The organism is Lichenibacterium dinghuense (assembly GCF_021730615.1).
Taxonomy (GTDB): Bacteria; Pseudomonadota; Alphaproteobacteria; order Rhizobiales; family Beijerinckiaceae; genus Lichenihabitans; species Lichenihabitans dinghuensis.
Genome location: NZ_JAJLMN010000001.1, coordinates 132390 through 146981 on the forward strand (window position 1 = coordinate 132390; position 14592 = coordinate 146981).

Genomic DNA, 14592 nt, shown 5'->3' on the forward strand with positions numbered 1-14592 from the left:
ATGAGCGGGCACAAGCAGAGCCACACCGCCGCCATCTCGGGCGGCATCTCGGCCCCCTTCATCAAGCATCCTATCGCCACCACGCTGCTGATGCTGGCGGTGTTCTGCGTAGGCCTCGTGGCCTTCCCGCTGCTGCCCGTGGCGCCCCTGCCCCAGGTCGACTTCCCCACCATCGTGGTGTCGGCGAACCTGCCGGGCGGCAGCCCCGACACGATGGCGTCTTCGGTGGCGCAGCCGCTCGAACGCCAGTTCGCGCAGATCCCCGGCGTGGCTCAGCTGACCTCGACCTCGACGCTGGGGTCGAGCTCCATCACGATCCAGTTCGACCTCGACCGCAACATCGACGGCGCCGCCAACGACGTGCAGGCGGCCATCAACGCCGCCAACGGCCAGCTGCCGAAGAACCTGCCGAGCCCGCCGACCTGGCGCAAGGTCAACCCGGCCGACTCGCCCATCATGCTGCTGTCGGCGACCTCCGACATCCTGCCCCTGACGGTGGTGGACGACAACGCCGACACCAAGATCGCCCAGCAGATCAGCCAGATCACCGGCGTGTCGCAGGTGGTCATCGGCGGCGAGCAGAAGCCCTCCATCCGCGTCCAGATCGACCCCGCCAAGCTCGTCACCAAGGGCCTGTCGCTCGAGGACGTCCGCACCGTCCTGTCCAACACGACGGTGAACGCCGCCAAGGGCAACATCGACGGCGAGCGGCAGTCCTTCACCATCTACGCCAACGACCAGCTGCTCGACCCCAAGGGCTGGGACAACACGATCATCGCCTACCGCAACGGCGGCCCGGTCCGCGTCAGCGACATCGGCACCGCCGTGCCGGCGGCCGAGAACATGAAGGAAGCCGCCTGGGCCAACGGCAAGCGCGGCGTGTTCCTCGTCATCTTCAAGCAGCCCGGCGCCAACGTCATCGACATCGTCGACCACATCAAGCGCGAGCTGCCCCGCCTCCAGGCCTCGATCCCGGCCGGCATCAAGCTCGACATCATGTCGGACCGCACGCAGACCATCCGCGCCTCGGTCGACGACGTGCAGTTCACGCTGGTGCTGACCATCGGCCTCGTCGTGATGGTGATCTTCGTCTTCCTGCGCAGCCTGTGGGCGACGATCATCCCGTCCATCACCGTGCCCCTGGCGCTGCTCGGCGCCATCGCGCTGATGTGGGTCGCGGGCTACAGCCTCGACAACCTGTCGCTGATGGCGCTGACCATCTCGGTCGGCTTCGTGGTCGACGACGCCATCGTCATGCTGGAGAACATCGAGCGCCACCTCGAGGAGGGCCTGAGCCCCTATGAGGCCGCCATGAAGGGCGCGGGCGAGATCGGCTTCACCATCCTGTCGATCTCGATCTCGCTGATCGCCGTGCTGATCCCCCTGCTGCTGATGAGCGGCATCGTCGGCCGGCTGTTCCGCGAGTTCTCGATCACGCTGGCCATGACCATCCTGGTGTCGGCCTTCGTGTCGCTCACGCTCACGCCCATGATGGCGTCGCGGTTCCTGAAGGAGCACGGCCACGCCGAGCACGGCCGCCTCTACATGGCGAGCGAGCGGATGTTCGACGCCATCCTGCGCGCCTACGAGATCGGCCTCGACGCCTGCCTGCGCTGGCGCTTCGCCACGCTGCTGGTGTTCTTCGCCACGGTGGCGCTCACCGGCTACCTGTTCACCATCATCCCCAAGGGCTTCTTCCCGAGCCAGGACACGGGCCTGATCATCGGCCAGGCGGAGGGGTCGCAGGACATCTCCTTCGCCGACATGTCGCGCAAGCTGGAGCAGATCTCCGCCGTCGTGGTGAAGGACCCGGCCGTCTACTCGACCGCCATCGCCACCGGCGGCTCCGGCGCCACCAACAACGCGCGCGTCTACATCACGCTGAAGCCGCGCGACGAGCGCGAGGCCACCGCACAGCAGATCATCGCGCGGCTCCGCCCGAAGATCGCCCAGATCGAGGGCGCGGCGCTGTTCATGCAGGCCGCCCAGGACATCCGCGTCGGCGGGCGCTCGTCCCGCACCGAGTTCCAGTACACGCTGCAGGACCCGAACTTCGACGAGCTGAACGTCTGGTCGCCGAAGCTGCTCGACAAGCTGAAGACCCTGCCCGAGCTGCGCGACGTCGCCACCGACCAGCAATCCGCCGGGACCACGCTGACGCTGACGATCGACCGCGACCAGGCGGCGCGCTACGGCATCACGGCGCAGCTGATCGACGACACGCTCTACGACGCCTTCGGCCAGCGGCAGGTGGCGCAGTACTTCACGCAGGTGAACAGCTACCACGTCGTCCTGGAGATCCTGCCCGAGCTGCAGGGCCAGGTGGACTCGCTGAACAAGCTCTACCTGCATTCCCCGATCACGGGCGGCGACGTGCCGCTGTCCGCCCTGGCGCACTGGACCACGGACCCCACGCAGCCGCTGGCGATCAGCCACCAGGGGCAGTTCCCCGCGGTGACGATCTCCTTCAACCTCGCGCCCGGCGCGGCGCTGAGCCAGGCCACGGCGGCCATCACCAAGGCGCAGGGCGAGCTGAACCTGCCCGCCACCATCCAGACCACGTTCCAGGGCACCGCCCAGGCGTTCCAGCAGTCGCTGAGCACGGTGCCGCTGCTGATCGTCGCGGCGCTGGTGGTGGTCTACATCATCCTCGGCATCCTCTACGAGAGCTTCATCCACCCGCTGACCATCCTGTCGACGCTGCCGTCGGCGGGCGTCGGCGCGCTCGCGATCCTGATGTGGTTCGGCTACGAGTTCAGCCTGATCGCGCTGATCGGCGTGATCCTGCTGATCGGCATCGTGAAGAAGAACGGCATCATGCTGGTCGACTTCGCCATCGTGGCCGAGCGCGACGAGGGGCTGTCCGCCGAGGCGGCGATCCGCAAGGCCGCCCTGCTGCGCTTCCGCCCGATCCTGATGACCACCATGGCGGCGCTGCTCGGCGGCATTCCGCTGATGCTCGGTACCGGCACGGGCTCGGAGATCCGCCAGCCGCTCGGCTACGCCATGGTGGGCGGCCTCATCGTCAGCCAGGTGCTGACGCTGTTCACCACGCCGGTGATCTACATCTACCTCGACCGCGTCTCGGAGTGGCTGGGGGGCGGCGGACTACACAACGACAAGGTCGCGGCCGGCGAGCCGGACCTCCTGCCCCACGAACGCCCCGTGCCGCACCGCGAGGCGGCGGAGTAGCGAGCGCGCGGGGCGCCCCTCGCGCCTCGCGCGTGCTTCGCCCGTCGGCTGGGATCTGGGCAGTCCGGGCCGGCGTCAGGCCAGCATTCCGGCCGATCTCCGTTTCACGGCTGCTTCGGCAGGTTCCTGGGCTGGAACCGCGCCGGCGCCGGGTAGGTCAGCACGCCGTCCTCGAGCCTGAAGCCCGAGCCGGGCGGCGGGGCCGGGCTCGGCGGGAGCGGCTTATCGGCCCCGCCCGCGAAGGCCGGCGCGGCGCTCGGGCGCCCCGGATGCCCGGCGATCACCGGCGCGGCGGCGGGCTGGCGCAGCGGCGGCGCCGGGATCGAGGCGCCGCGGATCGTCAGCCGCGCCGGCTCCGCGTCGAGCGAGCGAGCGGCGAAGCGCACCGTTCGACCGGTGCTGCCGGGCGAGGGCGTGACGCTGTGCTCGGTCGGCGTGTCGACGATGTCGACGCCGTCCCAGCTCGGGCGATAGCCCGCGGGCCGGCCGGCGGCGCCCGGCGGCCACGCCATGCAGGTCGCGTAGCGCCGCGTGCACAGCGCCTCGCTGGCGAAGGACGGCGTCTTCGCTTCATATTCGGAACGGGCGTTGGCGAAGGCGGTGCGGCAGGCCGCGGGCGCGAATGTGTGCGACGCGACGCAGTTCGCCTCCGTGTCGTAGGAGGCGAAGCGGCTAGCCCCGGCCGCACGCACGCCGCCGGAGGGGAGCGCGCCGCACAGGAGCGCGACCGCCCCGGCGGTGGCGAGGTGCCGAATCAGCCGCGCTTGTCCCACCGCCCGTCCTCGTTCTGCTGCCAGTAGGCTACGCCGTGCCCGGCCTTTTTCAAGTCGGCCCATTGGCGGCGCGCGCCGGCGCGCTCCTCGGCGTCGTTGCCGTCGAACAGCAGCAGGACGCGCTCGTAGGAGCCCTCGGCCAGGGCCGGCAGCACCTCCGTGCCGTCGACCATGAAGCGGACCGTGGCGCCGTTGGGGTTGTCGGTGTCGGTGGTGAGCACCACCGGCTGCAGCTCCGCGTCGCCATCGCGCGCTGTGCCGTGGGGCAGGAAGCTCGCCTCGTCGTAGGTCCACAGCGCGGCGTCGAGGGCGTCGACCCGCTCGGGGGTCGCCGCCTGCACCACGGCGCGCCACCCGCGCTGAAGAGCCTTCTCCAGCAGCGACGGGAGCGCGCGCTGCAGCGGCCAGCGGTCGAGGTGGTAGAACCACACCTCGGTCACGGCGCCCTCAGCCCTCGTAGTGGTCCGCCACCAGTCGGTCGAGCAGGCGCACGCCCCAGCCCGTGCCCCAGCTCTGGTTCACGTCGTCGGTGGGCGCGCCCATGCCGGTGCCGGCGATGTCGAGGTGGGCCCAGGGGGTGTCGTTGGTGAAGCGCTGCAGGAACTGCGCCGCCGTGATCGAGCCCGCGTGACGGCCGCCGGTGTTCTTCATGTCGGCGAACTTGGAGTCGATCAGCTTGTCGTAGGCCGGGGTGAGCGGAAGGCGCCACACCTTCTCGCCCGTTGCGAGCCCCGCCACGCGAAGCCGCTCGGCGAGCTCGTCGTCGTTGGAGAACAGGCCCGCGTGCTCGCTCGCCAGCGCCACCAGGATCGCGCCCGTCAGGGTCGCGAGGTCGACCATGAAGCGCGGCTTGAAGCGCTCCTGGACGTACCAGAGCGCGTCGGCCAGCACGAGCCGCCCTTCGGCGTCCGTGTTGATGATCTCGATCGTCTGGCCCGACATGGAGGTGACGATGTCGCCCGGCCGCTGAGCCCGCCCGTCCGGCATGTTCTCGACGAGGCCGATCACCCCCACCGCGTCGACCTTGGCCTCGCGGGCCGCCAGCGCGTGCATCAGGCCCACGACGCAGGCCGCGCCCGCCATGTCGCCCTTCATGTCCTCCATGCCGGCCGCGCCCTTGATGGAGATGCCGCCCGTGTCGAAGGTGACGCCCTTGCCCACGAAGGCCACCGGCTGCGTCGCGCCGCCGGCGCCGTTCCAGCGCATCACGGCGACGCGCGACTCGTGCGCGGAGCCCTGACCCACGCCGAGCAGCGCGCCCATCTTCAGCCGCTCCAGCGCCGGGACATCGAGGATCTCGACCTCGACGCCGAGCCGCGACAGCTCGGAGGCGCGTCGCGCGAATTCGATCGGATGCAGCACGTTCGGCGGCTCGTTGACCAGCGTGCGGGCGAGTTCCACGCCGTCGGCGACGCCGGCCGCGCGGGCCGCGGCGGCCTCCGACGCGGCCACGTCGGCGACCGCGACCGTGACGGCCACGGGCTCGCGCTTCTCCTCGTCGTCCTTGCGCTTGGTCTTGTAGCGGTCGAAGCGGTAGGCGCGGAGCTGGAGCCCCTGCGCGAACTCGGCGGCCGCGCGGGCGTCGGCCTCGCGGCCCGGCAGGTCGAGGAGCACGGTCGCCCGCGCGCCGTCCCGCAGCTTGCCCATCACGAAGCCGCCGAGCGTCACGAGCTCCGGGCCGGCCGGGGGCGTCTTCGCCTCCGTGCCGACGACGAGCAGCCGGCCGACGCCGAGCCCCGCGGGGGCGTAGAGGTCGAGCGCGGTCCTGGCCTTGCCCTTGAACTTCGCCGCCGCGGCGGCCGGCGCGATCAGCCCGGCGGCGGCCCCGAGGACGTCGGAGGCGGCGGCGCCCGGACGGAGATCGCCGCCGACGAAGACGACGAGCGTGTCGGATCCGTCCGCACCCGCCCGGGCGCCGTGGAGCGGGGTGAAAGCGATCTCTGCGAAGTCGGACATCGGGAGCTCGTCGGGTCGGGGAGCCGGTCTGGCGTGTCCCCGATACATACCGGTTCCCCCTGTCGAACCAAGGGGTGCGGCTTCGGCGCTCCCCCGTTTCGCCCCCGATTTTCGCCCCAAAATGACCGCTCCGACCCGTTAGGAGTGATCTCGCCGCAACGGCCCTGGGCCAAATCGGCGGGTCCGCCGCCGCGGCCCGCGGCGCGGCTTGCGCCGCCGGCGCCCCCCTTCTACCCCTGACGGTGGAGCGTCGGGGGACCGTTCCCGAGCGGGCTCATCCCGAGTCCGAGCATGACCGGAGCAGCATGTCGCTCGTCGAGGCCTACATCTTCCGCATCGTGCGATCGTCCTTCCTCGTGGCGCTCGGTGTGCTGACGGCCGTGATCTGGATCACGCAGGCGCTGAAGGAATTCGACCTGCTCACCACCAAGGGCCAGTCGCTGCTGGTGTTCCTGGGCGTGACCGCGCTGGGCATCCCGGCGCTGATCACCGTGATCGCGCCCATCGCGCTGTTCATCGCGGTGCTCTACACCTTGAACAAGCTCAACGGCGACAGCGAGCTCATCGTGATGAGCGCCGCCGGCCTGTCGCCGGTGCGGCTGCTGAGGCCCTTCGTCCTGCTCACCGTGCTGGTGACGCTGATGGTGGGCGCGATGTCGCTCTACCTCATGCCGTGGAGCTTCCGCGAGCTGCGCGACCTCGTGATGAAGATCCGCGCGGACTTCATCACCCACGTGGTGCGCGAGGGCACCTTCACGACGCTCGACCAGGGCTTCATCTTCCACTACCGCGAGCGCGGGCGGGACGGCTCGCTGCACGGCATCCTCATGGAGGACCGCCGCGACCCGAACCACATCTCGTCCTACGTCGCGGACAGCGGCCAGACCTGGTCCAACGACGACAACAACTACCTCGTGCTGAACGACGGCTCGATCCAGCGCCACCAGCCGGGCAGCCGCGACGCCGCCATCGTGGCCTTCCAGCGCTACGCGCTCGACCTCGCGCAGTTCGGCTCCGAGGGCGAGGGCGCCCCGCTGCGGCCGCGCGAGCGCTCCACGCGCGAGCTGCTGCACCCGGACATGAAGGATCCGACGGTGAAGTTCCAGGAGGGCCGCTACCGGTCGGAGCTGCACGATCGCTTCTCGGGTCCGCTCTACGCGCTGGCTTTCGGCCTCATCGCCTTCGCGGCGCTGTCGCAGCCCCGCACCACGCGCTCCGGCAACTGGCGCGCCATGGTGGGCGCCGTGGTGGCGGTGGCGGCCGTGCGCGGGGCCGGCTTCGCGGCCTCGGGCTTCGTGGCGAAATCCGCCGCCTGGGTGCCGGCCGACTACGCGGTGCCGGCGGTCGGCCTCCTCGGGGCGCTGCTCTACATCTTCGCGCCGCGCATCGGGCTGCCGCGGCGGCGCGAGCCGCTGCGCATGCCCGTGCCCCAGGCCGCGTGAGGGCGCCGTGGTCGGCCGCACCTTCGCCTTCTACCTCGCGCGGAACTTCGCCAAGTCCATCCTGATGGTCTTCGGGCTGCTGTTCGCCATCATCTACCTGTCGGACTTCGTCGAACTGCTGCGCCGCTCGGGCGACGCCAAGGGCGCCACCACGCCCGGCGTGGCCTTCCTGTCGCTGCTGCGCGTGCCCACCATCACCGAGCAGATCTTCCCCTTCTCGGTGCTGTTCGGCGCCATGTTCGCCTTCCTCAACCTCACGCGGAAGCTGGAGCTCGTGGTGGCGCGCGCCGCCGGCCTGTCGGTGTGGCAGTTCATCCTGCCGCCGCTCGGCGTGGCGCTGCTGCTCGGGGTCGTCACCACGACGGTCTACAACCCCGTCGCCGCGGTCTCGAAGCAGCGGGCCGAGCGGCTCGAGACCCGCATGTTCGGCAAGACCGGCTCGGAACAGGTCGACACGGCCTTCTGGCTCCAGCAGGACGGCATCGACGGGCAGACCATCCTGCGCGCCGACCGGGCCAGCGACGGCGGCTCCGTCCTCAGCGGCATCACGGCCTTCGTCTACGACCGGGACGGCTCCTTCATGGAGCGCGTCGAGGCCGAGCACGGCGAGTTGCACGAGGGCTATTGGGCGCTCGACGACGCCCGCGTGCTGGCGCCGGGCGAGGCCCCGCGCGAGGTGGCGACCGAACTCATCGCCACCAACATCACGCCCGAACAGGTGCAGCAGAAGTTCACGGCGCCCGATTCGGTGCCGTTCTGGCGCCTGCCGGAGATCCGCGACGCCACCGAGAAGGCCGGGCTGAACGCCACCGGCTACGAGTTGCAATACCAGAAGCTGCTGGCGCGCCCGCTGTTGTTCATGGCGATGATCCTCGTGGCCGCTGCGTTTTCCTTAAGATTCTTCCGCTTTGGTGGGATCGCCCGCATGGTGGCGGGTGGAGTGGCGGCGGGCTTCGTGCTCTACGTCGCGACGAAGCTCGTCGGCGATCTCGGCGGTGCGGGCCTGTTGAGTGCTCCCGTGGCGGCGTGGTCCCCCGCCGTCGTGGGCAGCATGCTGGGCTCGCTCGCTCTGTTGTATCAGGAGGATGGCTGATGGGGCGGCGTACTGGCCCCGACGTGTGTGAAGCCGTCTCGTCCCGGACCGCGTCGACCGACAACCACATCGCGACCGCGCGCCACCGCGGCGCGGCGCGGGCCTGTGCCTGCGTGCTCCTGGCGCTGAGCGCCTTCTCGGCCGGATCCGCCGCGGCGCAGACCAAGCCGGCCGTGCCGGCCGCCGCGCCCGCGGCGGCCCCCGAGGCCAAGAAGGACCGGCTTCTCGTCGAGGCGAAGCAGCTTGTCTACAACCGCGACACCAACGTGGTGTCGGCGGACGGCAACGTGCAGCTCTACTACCAGGGCCGCGTGCTGGAGGCCGACAAGGTCATCTACGACCGCAACGCCAACCGCGTCTTCGCGACCGGCCACGCCAAGCTCACGGAGGCCGACGGCACCTCGACCTACAGCGACAAGTTCGAGCTGACCGACGACTTCAAGTCGGGCTTCGTCGACAGCCTGTCGACGATCACCAAGGACAAGACCTTCTTCACCTCGCCGCGCGCCGAGCGCACCGAGGGCGAGACCACGACCTTCGAGAAGGGCACCTACACGGCCTGCGCGCCCTGCGCGGCCCATCCCGAGCGGCCGCCGCTCTGGCAGGTCAAGGCGATGAAGATCGTCCACAAGACCGACGAGCAGATGATCTACTTCGAGGACGCGACCCTCGAACTCTACGGCGTGCCGATCGCCTACGTCCCCTATTTCTCGACGCCCGACCCGACCGTCACGCGCAAGACCGGCTTCCTGACGCCGCACTACGTCACCCAGACCAACCTCGGGGTGGGCGTGGCGCAGCCGTTCTTCTGGAACCTCGCGCCGAACTACGACCTCACCCTCACGCCGACCGTGCTGTCCGAGCAGGGCTTCTTCGGCGAGGTGGAATGGCGGCATCGCCTCGACTCGGGGTCGTATTCGGTGCTCGCCACGGGCATCGACCAGCTCGACCCTGGCAAGTTCAACAAGCCCCCCTTCGGCACGGGCGACCGCGACTTCCGCGGCTCGATCGAGTCGACCGGCAAGTTCTTCATCAACCCGAGCTGGAAGTACGGCTGGGACATCGCGGCGTTCTCGGACAAATACTACGTCCAGGACTATAACATCCGCTCGTCCAGCCTGGGCACGGACTACATCAAGGAGTCGATCTCGACCGCCTACCTGACCGGCCAGGGCGATCGCAGCTACTTCAACCTGCAGGGCTACCGCATCGTCGGCCTGTCGCAGTTCGACTTCAACAAGCAGCAGCCGCTCGTGCTGCCGACGGTGGACTACAACCGCACGTTCGCGCTCGACCCGGCCCTCACGGCCGGCATCGGCGGCGAGGTGAAGGTCGACTCCAACCTCACCAGCCTGTCGCGCAGCGCCGCAGCCTACCAGGCGGCCGGCACGCGGCTGCTCGACTCCGCCTTCTCGCTCTACGACGTGTGCCCCAGCACGACCGGCAACACGCTGGCGCCGGGCTTCAAGCCGCCGAGCTGCTTCCTGCGCGGGATCGCGGGCGATTACTCGCGCGAGACGGCCCAGGTCAGCTACCAGAACAAGTACATCGACCCGATCGGCGAGGTGTGGAAGCCCTTCGCCTTCGTGCGGGCCGACGGCAAGTGGCTGAACCTCAACGAGTCGAACGCCTACACGTTCACCAGCGCCTCGGGCCAGTCGACCATCTCCAACGCCGACCAGGCCAACTTCTTCGGCGCCCACAACGAGGAGCTGAGCGGCGACGTCGTGCCGGGCGTCGGGCTCGAATATCGCTACCCCTTCCTGTTCGCGTCCAGCATCGCCAACCAGGTCATCGAGCCCATCGGCCAGATCATCGTCCGGCCCGACGTGGCCCGCGTGGGGAAGACGCCCAACGAGGACGCGCAGAGCCTCGTCTTCGACGACACGACGCTGTTCGAGTGGAACAAGTACTCCGGCTACGACCGCGTCGAGGGCGGCACGCGCGCCAACGCGGGCGTGCAATACACGGCGACCTTCCCGACCGGCGGCTACGTCAGCGCGCTGTTCGGCCAGTCCTACGCGCTGGCAGGCCAGAATTCCTATTCCATGGCCGACATCTCCAACGTCGGCCTGCAGTCGGGGCTGGAGACGGACCGCTCGGACTACGTGAGCCGGCTGCTCGTCGCGCCCACCTCCAACTTCTCCGTGGAGGCCAAGGGGCGGTTCGATTCGAAGACCTTCGACCCGAAGGCCATCGACCTCATCGCGACGGCGAGGTTCCTGGGCACCACCACCAACGTGCAATACGCCAACTACGCGGCCCAGCCGCTGATCGGCTACGTGCACGACCGCTCCGGCATCCTGCTCAACGAGCGCTTCGACTTCCTGGATCACTACTACGTGAACGGGTCCGCTACGCTGGAGCTGAACCCCTACAAGTTCGACACGGCGACGCTGCAGTACGACCTCAAGACCGGGCATCCGCAATTCGCTGTGCTCGGCGCGGGCTTCGGCTACATGGACGACTGCACGACCCTGAGCGTGAACTACTCCCGCTCGTACACCGACTCCATCGCGGGCGGGAACAACAACCAGAATGTCAACCAGACGGTGCTGGTCTCGCTGAACCTCCGCACCCTCGCGGACATCAAGCTGAACCAGGGCCTCGGCGCGACCTCCACGGTGCAGGACGGCGTGTTCAAATAATCGCCACGCTTTTTGTTATGAACGGAACGGAAGACCGGATCACCCCCACCTCCTCCTGGACCGCCTCGTGAAGCTTCGCTCCCTCCTCGACTCCCGGGCGGCCCGCGTCGCCGTCGTCGCGCTGACCGCGGCGGGCGCCCTCTCGGCATCCGTGCCGGCGTCCGCCCAATCGGTCGTGACGGCGGTCAACGGCGACCCGATCACCAGCTTCGACGTCGCCGAATACGAGAAGATCCTGCGGCTCGAGCGCAAGCCCGCCTCGTCGGCCGACGCGCTTGAGGCCGTGGTGGGCGATCGCCTCCGCTACGACGAGGCGCGCCACTGGGGCATCGACTCCAGCGATTCCGACCTCAGCCAGCAGCTGCAGAAGGTGGCCGCCTCGGTGAAGATGGACGTGTCGACCTTCACCCAGGCGTCCGCCAAGGCCAAGATCGACATCGACACCATCCGGGCGCATCTCCGCTCGATCGCCGCCTGGGACAACCTCGTGCGCGCCCGCAACAAGGGCGTCGGCGCGACCGAGGAGGAGATCAACGCCGCCATCGCCAAGGGCGGGTCCGACAAGGTGACGAGCTACCGCCTCCAGCAGATCGTCTTCGTCGTGCCCGTCAACCCGTCGCCGGCCGTGCTGCAGGCGCGCATGGACGCCGCCAAGGCGCTTCGCAACCGCTTCGACGGCTGCGGCAATGGCCTGCAGCTCGCCCGCCAGCTCCCCGACGTCGCCGTGAAGGAGCCGATGACGCGCAACTCGGACTCGTTCGGCCCGGCGCTGCGCAAGGTGCTGGCCGAGACCCAGAAGGGTATGCTCACCATGCCGGACAGGACCACCAACGGCATCGAGATGCTCGCCATCTGCGACAAGAACGACGGCGACAGCAGCACGCTGCACGACCAGGTGCAGAAGGACATCATCGCCAGCAAGCTGGCCGGCGTGTCGGCGCAGATGTACAAGGACCTGCGCAAGACGGCGGTGGTCAGCAAGGACTGAGCCCGCACCGGCGCACCACCCCGAACCCGGACGCGCCTTGATCGACGATGGACTGCCCCCGCTGCGCGACGTCGTCGAGAGCTGCGGGATCGAGCCCAGCCGCGCGCTGGGCCAGAACTTCCTGTTCGACCTCAACCTCACCGGCCGCATCGCCCGGGTGGCCGGGCCGCTCGCCGGCGTGCCTGTCGTGGAGGTCGGCCCCGGCCCGGGCGGGCTGACGCGGGCGCTGCTCGCCGAGGGCGCCGAGGTGGTCGCGGTGGAGCGGGACAGGCGCTGCCTGCCGGCGCTCCGGGCCATCGCGGACCGTTACCCCGGCCGGCTCACCGTGATCGAGGGCGACGCGCTCGAGGTCGTGCCCGCCCGCCTGCCGGCGCGCGCCGACGGCAGGCCCTGGCGCATCGTCGCCAACCTGCCCTACAACGTGGCGACCCCCCTGCTGACCGGCTGGATCGAGGCGGAAGCTTGGCCGCCCTGGTACGACCGCATGGTGCTTATGTTCCAACGCGAGGTGGCCGAGCGCATCGTCGCGACCCCGGCCGAGCGGGCCGACTACGGCAGGCTCGGCGTGCTGTGCGGCTGGCGCACGCGGGCCCGCATCCTGTTCGACGTGGCGCCGTCCAATTTCGTGCCGCCGCCCAAGGTGATGTCGAGCATCGTCGAGCTCGTGCCGAACCCGTCGCCGCTGCCCTGCGGTGCGGCGAGCCTGTCGCGCGTCACGGCGGCGGCCTTCGGCCAGCGCCGCAAGATGCTGCGCCAATCGCTGAAGGGGCTGGCGACGCCGCGCGGCCCGGTCGACGTCGCGTCCCTGCTGGAGCGCGCCGGGCTCGACGGAACGGCCCGGGCGGAGACGCTCACGGTCGCCGAATTCGTGACCCTGGCACGCCTGAGCGAAGCTTGACCGGTCGGCGCGGAGGGGCCTAGCCCTCTGCCGCCAGGGTCTCCACGAACCCCGCCACGGCGGCCTCGCTGCGCACGCGCTTCAGCCGCTCGGCCGCGAGGATCGCGGTGACGTCGGCCAGCGTGCGCTGGAGGTCGTCGTTGACCAGCACGTAGTCGTAGAGCCTCCAGCGGGCGATCTCGTTGCGGGCCGCGTCGAGGCGGCGGGCGATCACCTCGGGCTTGTCCTCGGCGCGCCGCTCCAGCCGCGCCCGGAGCTCGCGCATCGACGGCGGCAGGATGAAGACCGTGGCGACGTCCTCGCGCGCCCGCGAGCGGATCTGCTGCGTGCCCTGATAGTCGATGTCGAACAGCACATCGCGGCCGCGGCCGAGCAGCGCGTCGACGGGGCCCCGCGGCGTGCCGTAGCTGTTGCCGTGCACCTCGGCCCATTCGAGCAGCTCGCCGGCGTCGCGCAGCTCGCGGAAGCGGTCGGGCGTCACGAAGTGGTAGTGCACGCCGTCGACCTCGCTCGGCCGCCGCGGCCGCGTCGTCACCGACACGGACAGCGTCAGGTCGATCGCCTCCTTCTGCAGCAGCATGCGGGTCAGCGTCGTCTTGCCGGCGCCGGACGGCGACGAGAGGATCAGCATGAGGCCGCGCCGCGGGGGTATCGTCTGAGTCGTCCCGTCGAGGGGCATGGTCGCGATCATTCCAGGTTCTGAACCTGCTCTCGGAATTGTTCGATCTCGGTCCGCAGCGCAAGCCCGGCGGCCGTCAGCTCGGCGTCGCCCGACTTGGCGCAGAGCGTGCCGGCTTCGCGGCCGAGCTCCTGGGCGAGGAAGTCGAGGCGCCGCCCCACGGCACCGCCCTCGTCGAGCAGGGCCGAGGCCGCGGCGGCGTGCATGGCGAGCCGGTCGAGCTCCTCGCGCACGTCCGCCTTGGCGGCCATCAGCACGGCCTCTTGGTGCAGGCGCACCGGGTCGAGCGTGTCGGCCGCCGCGGCGATCTCGGCGACGCGAGCGGCCAGCCGCGCGCGGACGGCCTCGGGCGTCCGCCCGGGCGCTGCCTGGGCGCGCGCGGTGAGGGCCGACACGGCGGACAACCGCTCGCCGAGCACGCGGCGGAGTTCCGCGCCCTCGGCCGACCGCATGGCGCAGAGGGCCTCCAGCGCCGCGTCGAGGCCTTCGAGCAGGGCCGGATCGAGGTCGGTGCCGGGCTCGGCGACCTCGACGATCTCGACCACGCCGGGGAGAGCCAGGAGGCCGTCGAGCGTCGCGGGCGCCACCCGCGGCGACGGCACGATCTCCGACACGGCGGCGATGAGCGCGTCCAGCCTGTCGCGGTCGATGCGCGCCGTCTGCCGCGGCTTGGGTCGCTGCAGGTTCAGCGCGGCATGCACGGTGCCGCGCTTCAGCCGCGCGGCGAGCCGGGTCCGCGCCGCGGCCTCGAGCGCGTCGAAGCCGGGCGGCACGCGGATGCGGAGTTCCAAACCCTTCGCGTTGACGGACTTGACCTCCCAGGCCCAGGTGGCGGAACCGGCCTGCCCGCCGCTCCGGGCGAAGCCGGTCATGCTCGACAGCGTCATCGGCGGCGCTCGCTCATCTCGCCATCCACCCCGCCG

Annotated in this window: 11 protein-coding genes; 6 read left to right on the forward strand and 5 right to left on the reverse strand. The window is 70.3% G+C overall.

Features of this window, described 5'->3' with window-relative positions:
• Positions 1-3192 (forward strand): multidrug efflux RND transporter permease subunit, encoded by a 3192-nt coding sequence (locus L7N97_RS00655; protein WP_237476458.1) that lies wholly within the window; start codon positions 1-3, stop codon positions 3190-3192.
• 104 nt (positions 3193-3296) lie between these two features.
• On the opposite strand, the gene L7N97_RS00660 is transcribed toward L7N97_RS00655, so the two are convergent.
• From L7N97_RS00660 to L7N97_RS00670, 3 genes are read right to left on the reverse strand one after another with little or no spacing between them, the layout of a single operon-like run.
• Complete coding sequence (locus L7N97_RS00660; protein WP_237476459.1) at positions 3297-3965, reverse strand: DUF1190 domain-containing protein; 669 nt, start codon at positions 3963-3965, stop codon at positions 3297-3299.
• Positions 3947-4405 (reverse strand): DNA polymerase III subunit chi, encoded by a 459-nt coding sequence (locus tag L7N97_RS00665; protein ID WP_237476460.1) that lies wholly within the window; start codon positions 4403-4405, stop codon positions 3947-3949. The genes L7N97_RS00660 and L7N97_RS00665 overlap by 19 nt, the downstream gene beginning before the upstream one ends.
• A gap of 7 nt (positions 4406-4412) precedes the next feature.
• Positions 4413-5921: a leucyl aminopeptidase gene (locus L7N97_RS00670; RefSeq protein ID WP_237476461.1), complete on the reverse strand. Its 1509-nt coding sequence runs from the start codon at positions 5919-5921 to the stop codon at positions 4413-4415.
• Positions 5922-6226: 305 nt separating this feature from the next.
• On the opposite strand from L7N97_RS00670, the gene lptF reads away from it, so the two are divergent.
• The 5 genes from lptF to rsmA all read left to right on the forward strand — a co-directional run bounded on the left by lptF (position 6227) and on the right by rsmA (position 12990).
• On the forward strand, positions 6227-7363 hold the full coding sequence (gene lptF / locus L7N97_RS00675; protein ID WP_237476462.1) for an LPS export ABC transporter permease LptF: 1137 nt from the start codon (positions 6227-6229) through the stop codon (positions 7361-7363).
• Between the two features lie 7 nt (positions 7364-7370).
• Positions 7371-8456, forward strand: a complete 1086-nt coding sequence (gene lptG / locus L7N97_RS00680; RefSeq protein ID WP_237476463.1) for an LPS export ABC transporter permease LptG — start codon at positions 7371-7373, stop codon at positions 8454-8456.
• Positions 8456-11104, forward strand: a complete 2649-nt coding sequence (locus L7N97_RS00685) for an LPS-assembly protein LptD (RefSeq protein WP_237476464.1) — start codon at positions 8456-8458, stop codon at positions 11102-11104. The genes lptG and L7N97_RS00685 overlap by 1 nt, the downstream gene beginning before the upstream one ends.
• Positions 11105-11171: 67 nt before the next feature.
• On the forward strand, positions 11172-12092 hold the full coding sequence (locus L7N97_RS00690) for a hypothetical protein (protein ID WP_237476465.1): 921 nt from the start codon (positions 11172-11174) through the stop codon (positions 12090-12092).
• Positions 12093-12129: 37 nt separating this feature from the next.
• The gene (gene rsmA, locus L7N97_RS00695; protein ID WP_237476466.1) at positions 12130-12990 is read left to right on the forward strand and encodes a 16S rRNA (adenine(1518)-N(6)/adenine(1519)-N(6))-dimethyltransferase RsmA; all 861 of its coding nucleotides are present in this window, start codon (positions 12130-12132) and stop codon (positions 12988-12990) included.
• Between the two features lie 19 nt (positions 12991-13009).
• On the opposite strand, the gene gmk is transcribed toward rsmA, so the two are convergent.
• The gene (gmk, locus tag L7N97_RS00700) at positions 13010-13669 is read right to left on the reverse strand and encodes a guanylate kinase (RefSeq protein WP_237476467.1); all 660 of its coding nucleotides are present in this window, start codon (positions 13667-13669) and stop codon (positions 13010-13012) included.
• Positions 13670-13677: 8 nt separating this feature from the next.
• Positions 13678-14556 carry a YicC/YloC family endoribonuclease gene (locus L7N97_RS00705; protein ID WP_237476468.1) on the reverse strand — a complete coding sequence of 293 codons (879 nt, stop codon included), beginning with the start codon at positions 14554-14556 and terminating at the stop codon, positions 13678-13680.
• Positions 14557-14592 lie beyond the last annotated feature (36 nt).